The sequence below is a fragment of the Stenotrophomonas sp. PS02289 genome, assembly GCF_029960115.1.
In the GTDB taxonomy this organism is placed as follows: Bacteria; Pseudomonadota; Gammaproteobacteria; order Xanthomonadales; family Xanthomonadaceae; genus Stenotrophomonas.
Genome location: NZ_JASCOZ010000019.1, coordinates 28,566 through 44,583, shown reverse-complemented (window position 1 = coordinate 44,583; position 16,018 = coordinate 28,566). Strand labels below are relative to the sequence as shown.

Here is a 16,018-nt window from a genome sequence, read left to right as displayed (position 1 = left end):
ACGGAAATACGTCGCGCCGGTTCCTCTGACGGTTCTTACCCTCCCGACTCCCCCGCCATTCCGGCGGGGGAGGACTACAGAGGATATACACCATGAACGAAGAGCCCGAAGACTGGGACGACCTGACCGAAGAACAGAAAGAATTCCGCCGCCGCTTCTGGCGGCCACCCAAGAGCATCATCGTCAACGCGCTGCGCCACGACGACGCGAAGACCTACCCGGGCTGCCCCTCCGTTCCGTGCTTCAAAACGCGAGGACTGTGGATCCGCGACCTGGGCATCGATGCCGGCACGAGACTCTACCTGTATCCCGAGTGGCGAGGCTTCCGCTGGCATGCCGACCCGCCGCCGAAGGATCAGGAGGCGGTGAAGGTGTTCCGGAAGGTTTCGCGCGGCAGGTAGGCTACGGTAGAACTCCGCCCCTCATCAGGTAGCGGCTCGAACTATGCGAGGGCGGCACGTCGTGCCGCCCGTCCCGTTCGCACTCAAGCGCACCCCGACCTACAACGGCTACCAGAGATCTCTGCTACTTCGTACTCGTCACCCTACGAAGCGCGGTCCACACGGACACAAAAAGCAAGAAGCCCGCCCATGGGATCGTCAGTAGCCACCAAAATCTTGCGAGAAAGGCAGCAACACCGCAAAGATGACCAGCGGCACCGACGCTACAACCCACCACCCAAGCTGACGCTTGTGGCTTCAGCAAGTCGAACAACGCGATCGACAGCCCCAAAGCAAGGACGAACAGCCCCAGTGAAACTGCCACCCTTCTCACAAAGACGCTCAGAACTCACCCGGTGCGTAGTCCACGATCATCAACGCTGCCATACACAGCAACGCCAGCATCATCGCTCCCCACAGCATCATGTGCACCAGCGAGGCGACGACTGCGGGCCGGCGCAGAGCGCCAGGCCGGATGACTAGCATGCAGGCATAAAACGTGTCCTGCAGATCCTCCACACTACGCGATGCCAGAATGGGTAACTTCGCGAGCACTTCCTCCGACTCGCTGCGCTGCTTTTCCCGGCGCGCCAAGATGACTGCGAATGGGCGACTAATAATGATCGCCAGCATGAGCCAGAAAGTGACGTGAGTCATGTCGTACCAATGAACTGTCATGGCACAGTTCCGGTCATGTCCACACCAACGAGGCGGCGCGACCTAAGATCTCGATGAATCCATCCCTGAGGTAAAGGCGCACCCTGCCCTGCTCTGCATCAACATGGCCGCCCACGACATTGCCGAAGCGATGTTCGCCGGAAAGCTTGGTGACATCCAGATGTGCGATGCAGGACGACACGCTCTCGAAGATCAGCGTGGCCATGGCGCGCTCGGAGAGGTTGGTTGACGTCCGCACCTGGATGCCCAATCGGCAGGTACTGGTTACGGGCGAAATCTCGATCAATTCCAGATGAGAGAAGTCGAGGTCAACGGCCTCGATAGACCTGAAGGATGCTTCCAGACCTTCGGCACCGGGGCAAGCAGAGACCGCCCCAATTGGGGCAATCTGGCTCAGCAAGATGCTCTCCGCAACCGCCTCCAGCGTTCCGCCCGTCAGATGCATCCGAAGCCGACTGTCGGTTGCATCTACATAGCCATCCTGAACATTGCCGGCCCACGCATTCTCGGCCAGATCAATGAAGTCGAATCGCCCGAAGACTGAAACCATCTCTTTGAAGAAAAATTCGCATACGGTGCGATCCTTCCCAACATCCCAATCGCCCAGTCTCAGGCCGATCCTGCAGGTGCGCTGCACAAGCGAGATAGAGACCTCGTTGAAGATCGAATCGTGAAACGCGATGTCATCAAGCGACATGGTAGAGCTCACGGCACCTCGCCCATCTGCTTGTATGCATAGAGTCTCGCGAGAACGTAGTACCCAAAGTCTGCGAGCTCCTTGTCATCAAACTTCATGGCTTCAAACCGCTCCTCGTCCAGCGCCCCCTCAGTGACAAACACGTCTCGCCTCCACAGGTCGGAGCCGATTTCGACCTGTACTGCATCATCCAGCCGGATCGCCAGTGCGACGTCTTTACGAATCACGCGAACGAGCACACCCCGCTTCGACTTCTCCCGCCCCATGGTTCACTCCTGATCAGAACAAGGGTGTCTGCCAGTTCCAGAGCACATTGGTACCGGGCTAGCTTACCAGCTCATACAACCCCACTTCGCCCAAAGCAGTGGCCAAGTCCAAGGCCGTCCAGCCCAGATCATTCCTGGCACCCCGATCCGCTCCGTTCTCGATAAGCCACTTGACTGCGTCTAAGGCCCCCTGTTCGGTTGCATTGTGAAGCGGGGTATAGCCATGCTCGCCAGGACTATTGATGTCGGCACCGGCAAGGAACAGAGCCTGCATCTCAGCAACGCTCCCTCTTGTGGCTGCGATGTTGATGGGCCTGTCGCCGAAAAGACTGACCTGGTTGACGTCTACGAGCTTCACTCCCGAGTACTCGGGGAGGCCTGCGTAGTCGGCGAGCACCTCAGATAGAAGCATGGTCAGTGTCGTGCAAACGGGGGGCCGTACAGGCCAGCCTAGCCATCAAGATCAAAAGAATATGCTTGCAAGAACTCAACCGCATACTCGTCTCCTTCCCGGGCCGAACGCCGGATTAGTGCCAGTGCCGCGCCAACATCCTGTGGCGCACCTATGCCATGGAACAGTGCGAGTCCATACTCGTACATGGCTTCCGGGTAGCCAGCATCGGAGGCCACTCGAAGCATTTCCGCGGCAAGGGTTACATCCATTTCAACCGAGTCGCCGAACCGATACCTCATACCCAAAGCGTAAACCGCGGGGATGTACCCCATTGACGCGGCCTCTTTCAGAGCCGCGTCGCTGGCAGCCTCGTTGTAGCGCTGATCGTCATCAATGATCAGGCAGTGCGACAAATAGATCGCTTCTGCGTTACCCGCCGCGAGATATGGCTCCAACAACTGCAATTCCTCCCTTGAGGTGGAATGCCGCTCGCGGAGGGCGTTAAACGCCTCCGTAAGTGCAGATGGCATGACATCACGTTGGGATTTGCGTGTCGCCATTGACGTATCCATCGTTACCGCTGGCTATGGTTCCGAGATACTCATGACCGAAGCCCCCTCCAGCGGGTGCAAAACCGTGATCTGCGGTTTTGCGCCCATATCCTTCCACTATGGTAAACCACATGGATCATGAGTCTGAGTTTTCCACAGAGTCCCAGCCGGTCCACTTCAGGCCAGCAGGATTTCCATCAGCGTCAGTAAGCCAGGCATCGCCCAGCATGGCTGTGACGAACTCGACGGCCAACTGACTGGCTTGATCCCCATCGATTCCTGCAATTTCCACATCGTGGTTGAAAAGCAACTCGGATCTGATCAAGCAGCGATACTCGACCTCCCCAAGCACGGGAACAGGCTCCGAGATGCATATCTCGATGGGGGAGTCCCCTCCTGAACTGCGCAAGAGACCGGTGAATCTCACAAACCACCTGATTGTCATCGACTGTCACCCGCACTGACGTCTGGATGCCTTGACACATCCGCAACCCGAACCTGATCTGATTTGACTGACACTGTTAGTGAGCCGGCAATTAAGAAACGCGCTTTAGCGGCCAATTCGATCACCTCAGATCTCCTCGACGAGGAACGGCTCGGACATCACAGAGCACTGGAACAAAAGGTCCCGAAACAGGACGGTGTAACGATGGCCGGCTTCTGCCTGCCCTCGAAAGACGGCATCACTTACTGCCGCCTTCACGACATGCCCTGGGCGGACGCTCAGCTCGCCAGGGGGACGCCTCCATGAGTCCAGTTGCACGCTGCGGGGCTTCCACCCGCCGCGACCGTCTTCGACTTGCACCTCTGCGTACATGTAGTGCATCACGCCCTTGCGGTCAGGCACCGCAAACTTATATACACCGTCCCCGGTGTTTCTCACTGAGAAGACTCCCACGGTGTCTTTCCCATAGGCGTTGCTAGTGCCCAGATATCGGATCTCCGCTGAACAGTTTTCAGCCGCGCTCGCGACTGAACTGGACCAACCAAACCCCGTGACGGCCCACGCAAGAACCAATGCAACAGGCAGGCAATGGAAGTACTGTGGCGCCATTCTCATCATGTCAGTTCACCGGATGCCCATTCTCACCATTGGCATATTGGAATGGGCAGGATTTCGTGGAGACTGCAACTTCGTAGCGAGACATCGTCAGAGCCTGCACCAGGTCATTGATCATCATTGAATCTGCCAGGCATGACCCTGCCGAAAATGGCAGTACTCACGGTCAGACTTCCTGCAAGAGCCCCGATACCGAGACTTAGCATCAGCATCACTTGCTCCGCCCTCACTGAAGCGACAAGCGCCAAACCTGTTGCCTGCGCAATGATCGCCAAGACTCCAATGTAGATAGTCTGCATAGGGTCGCCGAAATTGATTGGGCATCGACGAACTGAGGGCTTCTTCCAACCTTTCCCATTGCCGGATAGATGATAGCCCGAAGCGCCAACTGCGATGACCGCTAACGCAGCGGCGATCGCCAGCACGACAAGTTCCTTTGCCCCGCCTGACGCGACTGGCAGCGCAGCGCTGCCGCTCATCGTTGAGCCACCGACGACGTTCGCAATCAGGAAAATTCCGTTAACCCATGCCCAATGCTTCGCTTGCAACAACTCAGATCCTCTCAAGTGCACTCTGGACTGGTGAGGTTCTGGGTCGTCCAGAATTTCGAAGACTACGCAGAGCCACAATCAATGGTAACGAGAGAGGTGCCCACGAAATCTTGGCCGGTCCAGTCACTGATTCGTTGCCCGACCACGCCTTCACAGTTGTCATCGACACAGAATGTACTGGACAACTTGACGGAAAGGCCCGCAGTTCAGCAGCATACGCTCTGAACTCACTATCGAGCCGCCCTCCCTTGCCGTCAAATGTAACCAAGCCGATCGCCAGCCAGTTCGACGTGCCGCCCCCGCTCCGTTAGTTCGGCCAATGAAATCCCCTAGCCTGTCGCGATGATCAGCATTCCCACAAAGAAAAGGATCACTATCGCTATCCAGATAAGCGCGCCGAGCAGTACGAGTGCACCAGCTGGCCCGGTGACGCCCGACTTCAATACCGAGCGTACCGCCGCGAACCTGTTCCGCGCTTCGCCAGGCGAATTCAGAGGGAGAATGTCCAGCTCCCCAATCTGCTCTTCATTTCCGGACTTGTTAACAGTTCGCCTTGCGACGATTACGGCAGCAGCGCTTACCACCATCGCCGCCACCAGCAGATAGAACAGTGTCGGTACCAGCCAACTCAATGCCGTCATGGTGCGCATCCAGATTCAGTAATTTAATTGTGACGCGATAGCGTGCCTATAGGAGCCCGGCCGGTCCATCACTAAAAAAGTCGCTCTTCTGGAACGATTGTGTAGTGACACTACAACCAGTTTCACGATCAAACAGGTTCACAGAGAATTCCATCTCCTCCTCATGTGAACCTTGGCGAATACCCTCCATGCCAACTGCTACATTTGCCCTGTCCCCCGCCTTTACCTCAACGCTACCATCAGGAGGCGCAAAGGTACCCAGGACAATGTGCGGTATCCAGCTCGAATCACCGACACTGCGCGATTGGACAAAGTACGAGACCGGATGAAGTACTTCGACTTCATAACCCAGTTTTGGATCAAGTGCGCGCCCGCCCCAATCGAGTGAAATCACCTCATCGCCACTATTGCGCACGGAAACAATTCCGACAGAGCCGTGATCGGTCTCTGCGACATGGGTTAACACTGCCTCAACAGCTACACATTCTCTCATTGCCGCACCCGCCGGCTGCGCAATCATCATCGCCAGGGCAAACGCGAAGGAATGCACCAAAATGACTGTTCGATATCGTGAAAATTTCATCGAGCGACCTTTGACATCACCATGGATTGGTTTCGTGAAGACCACTTCGACCCCATCTCTGGGACGAATCCAGAATTGCCGCGATGATGCTGCCCCGCATGCGCCCCTACAGGATAGCCTCATTCTGCTGCTCGCATACGCGCGGATCCTGACGCGACCTATTCTTCAGCGTTGAATCAAGGCTCTCTATCCCCGGCGTCGCGCGATCACCCCACGTCCGAGAGTCGTTCACATGATCCACTTCTTTCGAGCGAACCGGGGACGCAAATTCTTCAGATACGCAGCCATGCCACAAATAGACGCGTTACATTCCGCCGATGATCTTTTGCAGATTACCTGATTCATCAAACGAAAAGTACTTCTCGTCCCCAAGGGCACCCAGGCATTTCCCATCCTCGGCGAATACCCTTGCGATCCTGACCGTCCTGCCTCCGCGTGTTTCGTACGCAGCTATATCGCAACTCGCCCCTTCGATACTGCAGTAGGCGAGAGTCTGCTTCGTTGCAACCTCCAGAATCTTCGATTCGACCTCGTTCGGGTTAGCAGGCTTTACGCTACCGCAAACCACATGCTCTGCGGAGCAGGCAGCAAGGAGGACCGCAACACCGGCAATGCAGATCCCCAGCTTAGTTTCCGTACGTCCCATCTCTCACCTTTGGAAGAATGCCATTTATGATGTCGTTGATTCTCTTTCTGACCACCGTTTCACAGTTATCCCCGATGCAGAACGCATCCGAGAATTTCGCCGCAAGGCAACGAAGTTCGGCGGTGTAGGCCCTGAACTCGCTGCAGCCTCGGCACCGACGTTCCTGTTTCCGACCAGAGGAGGTACGAAACAGGCGCATCACTCGTGTTTACAATTCGGAAAAGCCCGAGTAGCCAGCCATCAGATACTTCCATACGAAGGAACTTGAGCTCAATCGCCGAGTACTGAGGAGAGGAATAGACAGGCATTCCCTCGCTCGATGAGCTGACGAATGAGATTCCTAGCGCGACTGCGATTGCAATCCAGTGCTTCATAGATCCCTTGCGGCTCTGGAAACGGAAAGGCCCCGCTGCTGCGGGGCCTTCAAGTTCATCACTGCTGCGGCTTCGCGTCTGCCCGGGATGCAAGCAACGCCAGGAGCCTGAGCGAGGCGCTTGCTTGCGCCTGACGATCCAGACGTTGCCAGTATCGCTGCACCAGTTGTTGGGCAATGGCGGAATCACCTTCGGCCAGCGCCGCGTACTGCATGGATCCCATGATGTAGTAACCCGACACGGGCTCCTGCAGGAGGGCTTGGCCATGCGGGCCATCCAGCAGTTCAAGACCAGTGCGGATAACGTCCACATGACGTTCCTCGGCCACCGCCGAAACGAACTCAAGGACCCCCTTGAGCGCGTCATCCTGCACCGGGCAGCGCAACCATTCCGGCTTACCCCAGAGGCGACGCAGCCGCTCCGGATCAAGGTGAGCAGTTGTTTCACTGGCCAGCGAGAAGATCAGGTTCGCACTATGTTGCGGGCGGCTGTCCAGTTCGCATGCAGTAGCGAGACCGCGCAAGGCATCCACCTCCACATCATCTCGGACGGTCATGCTTTTGGTGGTGTCCTTGCTCCCCTCCACCAGCGACGCGAAGATCTCGCGCGCAACCTCGCCCTGCCTGACGGCATCCAGACCAAGACGATTGGTTCCCGCGGGCGTAGTGGCAGTACGGGCGGCCGGCCCACCCAGCCACCGCGACACCGGCCAGGGAGCCGCGCCCAACTCGACGAAATCGGTCACCGCCCCCCGCTCGAACCGGGCGCGCGGTGCCTGCAGCTTCAGCACCGGGAACATGTCCGAATTCATCTGGTGGGGATACAGGGTGAGGTAACCCTCCAACCCCTTCCGGTTCATGACCTGCGTGTCCTGCAGATCCCGCAGGCCGGACACCCCGATTCGCGAAAGATCTGCAGCCAGTAGGGGCTGCTGGAAGATGGCTCCGCCCAGCTCAGGCACCTGGCCGCGAGGGGACGCGACCAGAATCAGGTCGTTCTCATTTGCCAGGTAGGCCCTGACGTCCTTGAAATTGGACAACATGGCCGACAGCACAGAGTTCACCAGATCTGGGGTGATCTCATACAGCTGCAGCCACTGGACGAACAGACCATCGTCGTTGAGCTGCTTCGGAATGTAGCCGTAGAACTCGGTACTGAACAGCGACGCGGTACCGCCCACCCAAGGATTGGACGGTTCGGAGATGATGAGATCGTACTTGTCCGGAACCGAGGCGAAGTACGCCTTTGCGTCATCGATGATCACGTGTGAGCGGGGATCTGTGTACGCGCGGGCAACACGCTCGCCGAAATGACGGGCACCTTCAACCATTGCCGGCTCAATCTCGACAGTATCAACCCGACCAATCTTTTCATGGCCCATCAACGTATGGGTGCTCAATCCGGAGCCGAAACCGATGACACCCACCCGATCATAATGATCCCGCATCGACAGCGGCACCGCCGCCAGCAGGACCATCGTGGCCTCATCGGAGGTCGGGGACTGGGCGATGGAGCTGGCCATGCCAGCATCCACCTTTCCATTGGTGGAAATCATCCGAACGGCGTTGTTCCCGTCACCCACTTCGGACACCACTACTGTCGCGGTCTTTCCATCCTTGAAGAACAATGTCTTGACGTTGCCTTGCTGCTTGGTCGTGCCATGACGGAAGACCGAGGAGTTGAGCACCACAGGATCGAACGTCACGAACCAGGAGGCGCAGATCAGGGCAATGGCGGAGACGGCACCCGCTGGTGCCAGCGCCGGCACACGTGCCGACGAGGATGCCGGAGCAAAGCGGGCCAGCAAGATCAGACCAAGCGCAATATCAAGGGCTGCAGCAGCAAGCAGCGCATATTTCAGGCCCAGGACCGGCATCAGCACATGCACTGCTGCCAGCACACCAACGATTGCGCCCAGCGTGTTGAAGGCGTAAGCCTGGCCGATGGATTTCTCACCATGCCCCTCGCGAAGCAGCGCGAGCGTAAGCAGCGGAAGGGTCATGCCTGCGAAGAATGCCGCCGGGAACATGACGAGCAGGGCGATGCCCGCGCTGGCAAGGTTGAAGACGCCGTACCCCTCCGCTGTATGGGTGATCACCCTCATCAGCCAGCCGACCCATTCAAAGGCATTGGCGTACACAAACATCGACGCCAGGGCAGCAATGCCCATCCAGACCTGGATCCAGCCGGCCGTGACCAGTGGTGAGGTCAGCCGGTCGGCACGATTCTTCAGCCACAGGCCGCCCATGGCGATGCCCAGGATGAAGGCCGCCAGCATCAGCTCGAAGGAATGGATAGTGGTACCCAGCGCCAGCGACAGCATCCGGATCCAGGTGATTTCATAGACAAATGAGGCTGCACCGGTAAGACCTGCCACCAGCAGGACCAGCAGCGGCGTGGAGATCCCTGACTTCCCGATGTGCTCTTCGCGCGCGGCAGCAGGTTCCGGCACGGGAGCGACCGGCTCACCAGGTAGCGCGATCTCGCTCTTGCTGAGCGGATAGACCATTACAGCTACGAGGATGTTGATCAGTCCAGCAGAGAAGACCGTGCCGGGCATACCGATGGCCGGCAGCAAGACATAGGTGGACGCAAGAGCACCGATGGCCGCGCCAAGACTATTGGAGAAATACAGGCCTGCCAGTACGCGCCCTTCCGCATGCTCCTGCAGGCGGATGTACCCGGCGCTCATCAGCGGGAACGTGGCCCCCAGCAGGATACATTGGGGAAGGACCATCACTGCCGCCAGCAGCCAGCGCACATTCTGCAGCTGGCCGGCGGGAAGCATCGGCAACAGGTGACCGTAGGCCCAGCCCGTCAAGCCCTGGTAGATGCCGTCAAAGCACAGCCCCAACAGGCCAATTACAACTTCGATGATGGCGTACGCCAGCAGCGGTCGTCGCACCCGGCTGCTCCAGCGGCTGACCAACCAAGCCCCTACCGCCATGCCCCCCATGAAGAGGATAAGCACGAGCGACTGCGCGTAGGAAGAGTGGCCAAGGAACAGGCCCAGATACTGCGTCCAGATTGACTGGTAGATCAGCCCGGAAAAACCGGACAGCACAAAGATCCACAACAGCCAGGTACCCGCCCTGCTTTTCGCCAACGTCATGCTTGCATCCCCACTGCGTTCAGCCGGGCCAACTACCCGTATTCATGGTTGCAGCCAAGCGCGGCACCGTGGTCGGCACCGGCTGGCAATCGAATGTTGAATCCGGCTCCCCGCCGGCGTGTTGCGTTACCGATGGTAACAGGCCCGATCAATCCTTGGTCACGCGATTGATTTCGGCCAAGCTGGTCGTTCCCGCTGCCGCCTTGACCAAGGCAGACTGACGCAGGTCGTTGATACCTGCCTTCTGAGCAGCCTCGGCAATCTGGATGGCGTTGCCGCCGGCCAACACGATGACCGCGATTTCTTCGGTCATGGGCATGACCTGATAGATGCCGGTACGTCCCTTGTAGCCCTCTGTGCATTCTTCGCAGCCGACCGCTTCATACAGGGTGATACCCGCATCCAGCTGGGCCTGAGTGAAGCCTTCGGCCAGCAGCGCATGCGGCGGCAGGTCTACCGGCCGCTTGCAGTTGCTGCAAAGCCGGCGCGCCAGGCGCTGGGCAATCACCAGGGTCACCGAACTGGTGATGTTGAACGGGGCGATGCCCATGTTCATCAGACGCGCGATGGTTTGCGGCGCATCGTTGGTGTGCAGCGTGGAGAGCACCATGTGACCGGTCTGCGCGGCCTTGATGGCGATTTCCGCGGTTTCCAGGTCGCGGATTTCGCCGACCATGATGATGTCCGGATCCTGTCGCAGGAACGAGCGCAGCGCAGCGGCAAAGGTCATGCCGCGCTTGTTGTTCTGCTGCACCTGGTTGACACCCGGAAGGCGGATTTCCACCGGATCTTCGGCGGTGGAAATGTTGCGGGTTTCATCGTTCAGAATGCCCAGCGCGGTGTACAGCGACACCGTTTTACCCGAACCAGTCGGGCCGGTGACCAGCACCATGCCGTAGGGCTTGTGGATGGCTTCAAGGAACAGTTTCTGCTGCACCTCCTCATAACCGAGCTTGTCGATACCCAGCTTGGCTGCACTGCCGTCCAGAATACGAAGAACCACCTTTTCGCCGAACAGGGTCGGCAGCGTGCTGACGCGGAAGTCGATCTGCTTGGTCTTGGACAGATTGAGTTTGATGCGACCATCCTGCGGCACGCGCTTTTCGGCGATGTCCAGCTGGGACATCACCTTCAATCGAGCTGCGATGCGCTGGTTGAGCTTGACCGGTGCCTTGGCCACATTCTTGAGCAGACCGTCGATGCGGAAGCGAACGCGATAGTCGTCTTCGTAAGGTTCAAAGTGGATGTCCGATGCGCCCTTGCGGATCGCATCCACCAGCACCTTGTTGACGAACTTCACCACCGGGGTGTCGTCCCCCTTGGCATCAACGCCCGAGTCTGCGGCTCCGCCGTCCTCATCCCCCCCGGCCGAGACGTCAAGGTCTCCCATGCCGTCGTCGTCCCCCCCAAGGCCACCACCAAGGGCGTCATGCTTGGACTGCCACTGCTCCAGGGTACGACGGATCTGGTCTTCATCGACCAGGATCGGTTCCACCACCAGATTGGTGTGGAACTTGATTTCGTCAAGGGAGTGAGTCGGGTCACTGGTGCCGATGAACAGCTTGCCGCCACGCTTGAATAGCGGCAGCACATGATGCTTACGCAGCAGTTCTTCGCTGACCAGGCTGATTGCGCTCTGATTGGCGTCGAAGACCGACACGTCCAGCAACGGCATGCCAAATTCGAACGCGTTCGCAGCGGCCAGCTGAGCCGGCGTCACCAGCTTCTTGTCGGCGAAGAACTGCGGCAAAGGCTGCTTCGCCGCCGCCGCCTTGGTCATGGCATCGCGGGCGGCAGCCTCATCCAGCGCGCCGTCCTGCACCAGGCGGCGGGCGATGCCGGTGATGCCGACGAGATTGGCGGTCACTACTGCGTTCATAGAGGCGTCACGGCACGTTGCTCCGGGGGGCTACAGCTTAACCCAGACAGGGGGAAATCAATTGCAGTTGCGGGGGCGATGGATCTCACTGATTGCCGGAGCCGCGCACGTCCACTGGCCACCGGCATCACGGTTGAGGGTCAGGCTTGCTCCCTGCACGCGCGCGTTGCCAACAACTACGCAGTTGATGCGTGCTATACCATCGGCCCCTACCGTCGCCACAACAGCAGAACAGTGACTACTGGGTGACCGCAGCCCGATATAGGTTGCATCCACCGAGGTGGTCTGGCCGTTGGCCAAGGCTGTCTCGATCCCATTCTTGCCAGGCGCGATTTCAGACAGCGCCGCAGTCACCTGGGTCTTGGCCACGTAGTTCTGGTAGACCGGCATGGCAACGGCCGCGAGCACGGCAACAATGGCCACCACGATCATAAGCTCGATCAACGTGAAGCCTTTCGATTCGCACCGCATCAGAAATCCCCTGTTCTTTGCAACAGATGCAGCACAATCCGTGCCAGTTTCCCGACGATTAGCCAAAAAAAAGCCCCCGCTTCCGCGAGGGCTCTTTCTTTCAGGCATTTGACGCTATTAGGTGCACTTGCCCGGCTTGTACTTGGCGTCCAGGCCCGACGTGCAAGCCCAGGTACCGGCAGCCGCGTCGCGGGTCCAGGTGATGGTCTTGCCGTTGAACTTGGTGGCGTTGCCGCCCTTGGCCGTGCAAACGATGGTGGTGGCCGAGTCGGTGGACACGGTGCAGTACGAGGTGTCCTTGGTCACGCCGATGAAGCCGGCATCGGTGGCGGTCAGCGACGGGGTCTTGCCTTCGTTGATGGCCTGCTCGAAGCCAACCTTGCCCGGGGTGATTTCAGCCAGAGCCGAAGCAGCCTGCGAGCGGACAACGTAGTCCTGGTAGGCCGGAATGGCGATTGCGGCCAGGATGGCGATGATCGCGACGACGATCATCAGTTCGATGAGGGTAAAGCCCTGCTGCTTCTTCATGAGTACATCCCCTAGAGGTAGGTAAAGTTTTTGAACACCGGGCCTGCGCCTGGCCGGAAGCCGGCTGAGCAAGGCGATTGGCCTGTGCGGGTGGATCAAAGCAGGTTGCGTGCCAAGTCTTGGCGACGCTCCCCAGCGTTCCCCGGGCGCAATGATGGCACCAATCTTCAGGATTGGAACCCCCCTCCCCCCAAAATGCGACCCAGCCGGCATTGTGACCCCCTGCGTCACCTTGTGACGATAGCGGTCCGGAACCTCGGTCACGGATTGCCCCCGCCAAGGGGATGCCACACAGGCTCGGAACCGGCTACCATTCCGGGGAGAAGCCCGCCTGGGGATGGCGCGGCTGGGGAGCCTGTATGTCTGTGAGCCGTAGTGCCGTCAAGAAAGAGCCCGTGGTACGCAATACCATGGAGCTGGTTCCGTTTGTCTGGGAGGGGACCGACAAGCGGGGCGTAAAGATGAAGGGCGAGTCGCCCGCCAAGAACGCCAACCTGTTGCGGGCCGAACTGCGCCGCCAGGGCATCACCCCGAACGTGGTCAAACCCAAGCCCAAGCCTCTTTTTGGTGCCGCAGGAGCCACGATCAAACCCAAGGACATCGCCTTCTTCAGCCGCCAGATGGCGACAATGATGAAGTCGGGCGTGCCTATCGTCTCTGCTCTGGACATCATCGGTAGCGGGCACAAGAACCCGCGCATGAAGAAGCTCGTTGACACCGTCCGCATGGACATCGAAGGCGGCTCTTCCTTGTACGAAGCCATCAGCAAGCACCCGGTCCAGTTCGACGAGCTCTACCGCAACCTGGTGAAGGCCGGCGAAGGCGCGGGCGTCCTGGAAACGGTGCTGGACACGGTTGCGACATACAAAGAGAACATTGAAGCACTAAAAGGAAAGATCAAGAAGGCGCTGTTCTACCCTGCCATGGTCATGGCGGTAGCTGTGTTGGTCAGCGGCATCTTGCTGGTGTGGGTTGTTCCTCAATTTGAGGACGTCTTTGCCAGCTTCGGCGCAGAGCTGCCTGCGTTCACCCAGATGATCGTGAACCTGTCCAGGTTCATGGTTTCCTGGTGGTGGCTGATGCTGATTGCAGCTGGCGGTGCCATCGGCGGCTTTATCTTTGCCTACAAGCGGTCCCCGTCCATGCAGCACGCGATGGACAAGTTCATCCTGAAGGTGCCAGTGATCGGTCAGATCATGCACAACAGCTCCATTGCCCGCTTCTCGCGGACAACCGCTGTTACCTTCCGTGCCGGCGTGCCATTGGTGGAAGCCCTGAGCATTGTTGCCGGAGCCACCGGCAACAAGGTCTATGAAGAAGCTGTACTGCGCATGCGAGACGACGTGTCGGTGGGCTTCCCGGTCAACATGGCCATGAAGCAGACCAACCTGTTCCCGCACATGGTCATCCAGATGACCGCCATCGGTGAAGAAGCCGGTGCCCTGGACACCATGCTGTTCAAGGTGGCCGAGTACTACGAGCAGGAAGTGAACAACGCTGTGGATGCCCTCAGCAGCCTGCTGGAACCATTGATCATGGTGTTCATTGGTACCATTGTCGGCGGCATGGTCATTGGTATGTACCTGCCGATCTTCAAACTGGCTTCGGTGGTCTAACAACACATGGCTTTTCTGGATCAGCACCCCGGCCTCGGCTTTCCCGCCGCGGCCGGACTGGGACTGCTTATCGGCAGTTTCCTCAACGTCGTCATCCTGCGCCTGCCCAAGCGGCTGGAGTGGCAGTGGCGGCGCGACGCCCGCGAAGTGCTGGAACTGGAAGATATCTACGAGCCGCCACCGCCGGGCATTGTGGTGGAACCGTCACATTGCCCGCACTGCAAGCACAAGCTGAGCTGGTACGAGAACATTCCGCTGTTCAGCTGGCTGGTCCAGCGGGGCAAGTGCCGTCATTGCCAGGCCCCCATCTCCATCCAGTACCCACTGGTGGAGCTGATCACCGGCCTGCTGGTCGTGGCCAGTGTGTGGCAGTTCGGCTTTGGCTGGCAGGGCTTCGGAGCCATCGTGCTCAGCTGCTTCCTGGTGGCCCTGTCCGGCATCGACCTGCGCACGCAGCTGTTGCCGGACCAGCTCACCCTGCCCCTGATGTGGCTAGGGCTGATCGCCAGCGTGGACAACCTGTACATGCCGGCCAAGCCGGCCCTGCTGGGTGCCCTGCTGGGCTACCTGTCGCTATGGTCGGTGTGGTGGCTGTTCAAGCAGCTCACCGGCAAGGAAGGCATGGGCCACGGCGACTTCAAGCTGCTGGCGGCGCTGGGGGCCTGGTGCGGGCTGAAAGGCATTCTGCCGATCATCCTGCTCTCGTCGGTCATCGGGGCCATCATCGGCTCGATCTGGCTGTACTCGCGCGGCCGCGACAAGGCCACGCCGATCCCGTTCGGCCCCTATCTGGCCATTGCCGGCTGGATCGTGTTCATGTGGGGCGAGCCGCTGATCAACAGCTACCTGAGAATCTCCGGCCTGCGTTGAGGGCCTGCCGATGAGTCGGTTTGTCATTGGATTGACCGGCGGCGTCGCCGCCGGCAAAAGCGAAGTCAGCCGACGCTTCGAGGCGCTTGGCGTCACCGTGGCCGATGCCGACCTGGCCGCACGCGCGGTGGTGGCTCCGGGTAGCGAAGGGCTTGAGCGCATCGTGGCGCAGTTCGGGCCGGGCATTTTGCTCGCAGACGGACAACTGGACCGGGCGGCGCTGCGCGAGCGCATCTTTGCCTCGCCGCAGGAACGCCAGGCGCTGGAAGCCATTACCCACCCGGCCATCCGGCACCTGTTGCGGGAGGCCTGCGAGGCTGCTGCTGGACCTTATGCGATTGCGGCCATTCCGCTGCTGACCGAAGCCGGTGGGCGCGCGCAGTACCCGTGGCTGGACCGGATTCTGGTGGTGGACGCGCCAGTGGCGGTGCAGCATGCGCGGTTGATGTTGCGCGATGGCAGCACGCCTGAGCTGGCTGATCGGATGATTGCGGCGCAGGCGAGCCGGGAGGCGCGGCTGGCGCTGGCCGATGATGTGGTGGTCAATGATGGACACCCGGATCTTTTGGAGGCCGAGGTGTTGCGATTGGATGGGGTGTATCGGGAATTGGCCGCTGGCGCGCGGTGACGCGGTGCGTGGGCCGGCCAACGGCCGGCGCTA

Annotated in this window: 18 protein-coding genes; 4 read left to right on the top strand and 14 right to left on the bottom strand. The window is 59.4% G+C overall.

Features of this window, described 5'->3' with window-relative positions; all coding sequences use genetic code 11:
• Positions 1 to 92: 92 nt before the first annotated feature.
• Entirely contained in the window at positions 93 to 401 is a 309-nt protein-coding gene (locus QMX83_RS04780; RefSeq protein WP_282295515.1) for a hypothetical protein, read from the top strand.
• 381 nt (positions 402 to 782) lie between these two features.
• Here QMX83_RS04780 and QMX83_RS04775 read toward each other — a convergent pair whose 3' ends face one another.
• The 14 genes from QMX83_RS04775 to QMX83_RS04710 all read right to left on the bottom strand — a co-directional run bounded on the left by QMX83_RS04775 (position 783) and on the right by QMX83_RS04710 (position 12,871).
• On the bottom strand, positions 783 to 1,118 hold the full coding sequence (locus QMX83_RS04775) for a hypothetical protein (RefSeq protein ID WP_282295514.1): 336 nt from the start codon (positions 1,116 to 1,118) through the stop codon (positions 783 to 785).
• 13 nt (positions 1,119 to 1,131) lie between these two features.
• Positions 1,132 to 1,815: a hypothetical protein gene (locus QMX83_RS04770; protein WP_282295513.1), complete on the bottom strand. Its 684-nt coding sequence runs from the start codon at positions 1,813 to 1,815 to the stop codon at positions 1,132 to 1,134.
• Between the two features lie 8 nt (positions 1,816 to 1,823).
• Positions 1,824 to 2,081, bottom strand: a complete 258-nt coding sequence (locus QMX83_RS04765) for a hypothetical protein (protein ID WP_282295512.1) — start codon at positions 2,079 to 2,081, stop codon at positions 1,824 to 1,826.
• Positions 2,082 to 2,139: 58 nt separating this feature from the next.
• Positions 2,140 to 2,493 (bottom strand): ankyrin repeat domain-containing protein, encoded by a 354-nt coding sequence (locus QMX83_RS04760; RefSeq protein ID WP_282295511.1) that lies wholly within the window; start codon positions 2,491 to 2,493, stop codon positions 2,140 to 2,142.
• Positions 2,494 to 2,531: 38 nt separating this feature from the next.
• On the bottom strand, positions 2,532 to 3,035 hold the full coding sequence (locus QMX83_RS04755; RefSeq protein WP_282295510.1) for a hypothetical protein: 504 nt from the start codon (positions 3,033 to 3,035) through the stop codon (positions 2,532 to 2,534).
• A gap of 127 nt (positions 3,036 to 3,162) precedes the next feature.
• Positions 3,163 to 3,351, bottom strand: coding sequence for a hypothetical protein (locus QMX83_RS04750; protein ID WP_282295509.1), 189 nt, complete (start codon positions 3,349 to 3,351; stop codon positions 3,163 to 3,165).
• 842 nt (positions 3,352 to 4,193) lie between these two features.
• A complete protein-coding gene (locus tag QMX83_RS04745) occupies positions 4,194 to 4,637 on the bottom strand; it encodes a hypothetical protein (RefSeq protein ID WP_282295508.1) in 444 nt (147 codons plus the stop codon).
• Between the two features lie 329 nt (positions 4,638 to 4,966).
• The gene (locus QMX83_RS04740) at positions 4,967 to 5,278 is read right to left on the bottom strand and encodes a hypothetical protein (RefSeq protein ID WP_282295507.1); all 312 of its coding nucleotides are present in this window, start codon (positions 5,276 to 5,278) and stop codon (positions 4,967 to 4,969) included.
• A 46-nt stretch (positions 5,279 to 5,324) separates the two neighbouring features.
• On the bottom strand, positions 5,325 to 5,861 hold the full coding sequence (locus QMX83_RS04735) for a hypothetical protein (protein ID WP_282295506.1): 537 nt from the start codon (positions 5,859 to 5,861) through the stop codon (positions 5,325 to 5,327).
• Between the two features lie 304 nt (positions 5,862 to 6,165).
• A complete protein-coding gene (locus QMX83_RS04730; protein ID WP_282295505.1) occupies positions 6,166 to 6,507 on the bottom strand; it encodes a hypothetical protein in 342 nt (113 codons plus the stop codon).
• A 432-nt stretch (positions 6,508 to 6,939) separates the two neighbouring features.
• A complete protein-coding gene (locus QMX83_RS04725; RefSeq protein ID WP_282295504.1) occupies positions 6,940 to 9,993 on the bottom strand; it encodes a spermine synthase in 3,054 nt (1,017 codons plus the stop codon).
• Positions 9,994 to 10,141: 148 nt separating this feature from the next.
• Positions 10,142 to 11,872, bottom strand: coding sequence for a type IV-A pilus assembly ATPase PilB (pilB, locus tag QMX83_RS04720; RefSeq protein WP_282295503.1), 1,731 nt, complete (start codon positions 11,870 to 11,872; stop codon positions 10,142 to 10,144).
• Positions 11,873 to 11,929: 57 nt separating this feature from the next.
• Positions 11,930 to 12,343: a pilin gene (locus tag QMX83_RS04715; protein WP_282295502.1), complete on the bottom strand. Its 414-nt coding sequence runs from the start codon at positions 12,341 to 12,343 to the stop codon at positions 11,930 to 11,932.
• A 117-nt stretch (positions 12,344 to 12,460) separates the two neighbouring features.
• On the bottom strand, positions 12,461 to 12,871 hold the full coding sequence (locus QMX83_RS04710; RefSeq protein WP_282295501.1) for a pilin: 411 nt from the start codon (positions 12,869 to 12,871) through the stop codon (positions 12,461 to 12,463).
• Between the two features lie 359 nt (positions 12,872 to 13,230).
• Here QMX83_RS04710 and QMX83_RS04705 point away from each other — a divergent pair, with 359 nt between their 5' ends.
• The 3 genes from QMX83_RS04705 to coaE are packed head-to-tail and all read left to right on the top strand — an operon-like array spanning position 13,231 to position 15,985.
• A complete protein-coding gene (locus tag QMX83_RS04705) occupies positions 13,231 to 14,487 on the top strand; it encodes a type II secretion system F family protein (RefSeq protein ID WP_282295500.1) in 1,257 nt (418 codons plus the stop codon).
• A 6-nt stretch (positions 14,488 to 14,493) separates the two neighbouring features.
• A complete protein-coding gene (locus QMX83_RS04700) occupies positions 14,494 to 15,357 on the top strand; it encodes an A24 family peptidase (protein WP_282295499.1) in 864 nt (287 codons plus the stop codon).
• 10 nt (positions 15,358 to 15,367) lie between these two features.
• On the top strand, positions 15,368 to 15,985 hold the full coding sequence (gene coaE / locus QMX83_RS04695; protein ID WP_282295498.1) for a dephospho-CoA kinase: 618 nt from the start codon (positions 15,368 to 15,370) through the stop codon (positions 15,983 to 15,985).
• Positions 15,986 to 16,018: the final 33 nt, after the last annotated feature.

Bases quoted from the DNA above. Each gene is read 5' to 3' on its own strand.
- QMX83_RS04740 (WP_282295507.1), bottom strand. From the start codon at position 5,278: ATGACGGCATTGAGTTGGCTGGTACCGACACTGTTCTATCTGCTGGTG.
- QMX83_RS04710 (WP_282295501.1), bottom strand. From the start codon at position 12,871: ATGAAGAAGCAGCAGGGCTTTACCCTCATCGAACTGATGATCGTCGTC.
- QMX83_RS04765 (WP_282295512.1), bottom strand. From the start codon at position 2,081: ATGGGGCGGGAGAAGTCGAAGCGGGGTGTGCTCGTTCGCGTGATTCGT.
- pilB (WP_282295503.1), bottom strand. From the start codon at position 11,872: ATGAACGCAGTAGTGACCGCCAATCTCGTCGGCATCACCGGCATCGCC.
- QMX83_RS04735 (WP_282295506.1), bottom strand. From the start codon at position 5,861: ATGAAATTTTCACGATATCGAACAGTCATTTTGGTGCATTCCTTCGCG.
- QMX83_RS04780 (WP_282295515.1), top strand. From the start codon at position 93: ATGAACGAAGAGCCCGAAGACTGGGACGACCTGACCGAAGAACAGAAA.
- QMX83_RS04770 (WP_282295513.1), bottom strand. From the start codon at position 1,815: ATGTCGCTTGATGACATCGCGTTTCACGATTCGATCTTCAACGAGGTC.
- QMX83_RS04700 (WP_282295499.1), top strand. From the start codon at position 14,494: ATGGCTTTTCTGGATCAGCACCCCGGCCTCGGCTTTCCCGCCGCGGCC.
- QMX83_RS04755 (WP_282295510.1), bottom strand. From the start codon at position 3,035: ATGGCGACACGCAAATCCCAACGTGATGTCATGCCATCTGCACTTACG.
- QMX83_RS04760 (WP_282295511.1), bottom strand. From the start codon at position 2,493: ATGCTTCTATCTGAGGTGCTCGCCGACTACGCAGGCCTCCCCGAGTAC.
- QMX83_RS04715 (WP_282295502.1), bottom strand. From the start codon at position 12,343: ATGCGGTGCGAATCGAAAGGCTTCACGTTGATCGAGCTTATGATCGTG.
- QMX83_RS04775 (WP_282295514.1), bottom strand. From the start codon at position 1,118: ATGACAGTTCATTGGTACGACATGACTCACGTCACTTTCTGGCTCATG.
- coaE (WP_282295498.1), top strand. From the start codon at position 15,368: ATGAGTCGGTTTGTCATTGGATTGACCGGCGGCGTCGCCGCCGGCAAA.
- QMX83_RS04725 (WP_282295504.1), bottom strand. From the start codon at position 9,993: ATGACGTTGGCGAAAAGCAGGGCGGGTACCTGGCTGTTGTGGATCTTT.
- QMX83_RS04730 (WP_282295505.1), bottom strand. From the start codon at position 6,507: ATGGGACGTACGGAAACTAAGCTGGGGATCTGCATTGCCGGTGTTGCG.
- QMX83_RS04705 (WP_282295500.1), top strand. From the start codon at position 13,231: ATGTCTGTGAGCCGTAGTGCCGTCAAGAAAGAGCCCGTGGTACGCAAT.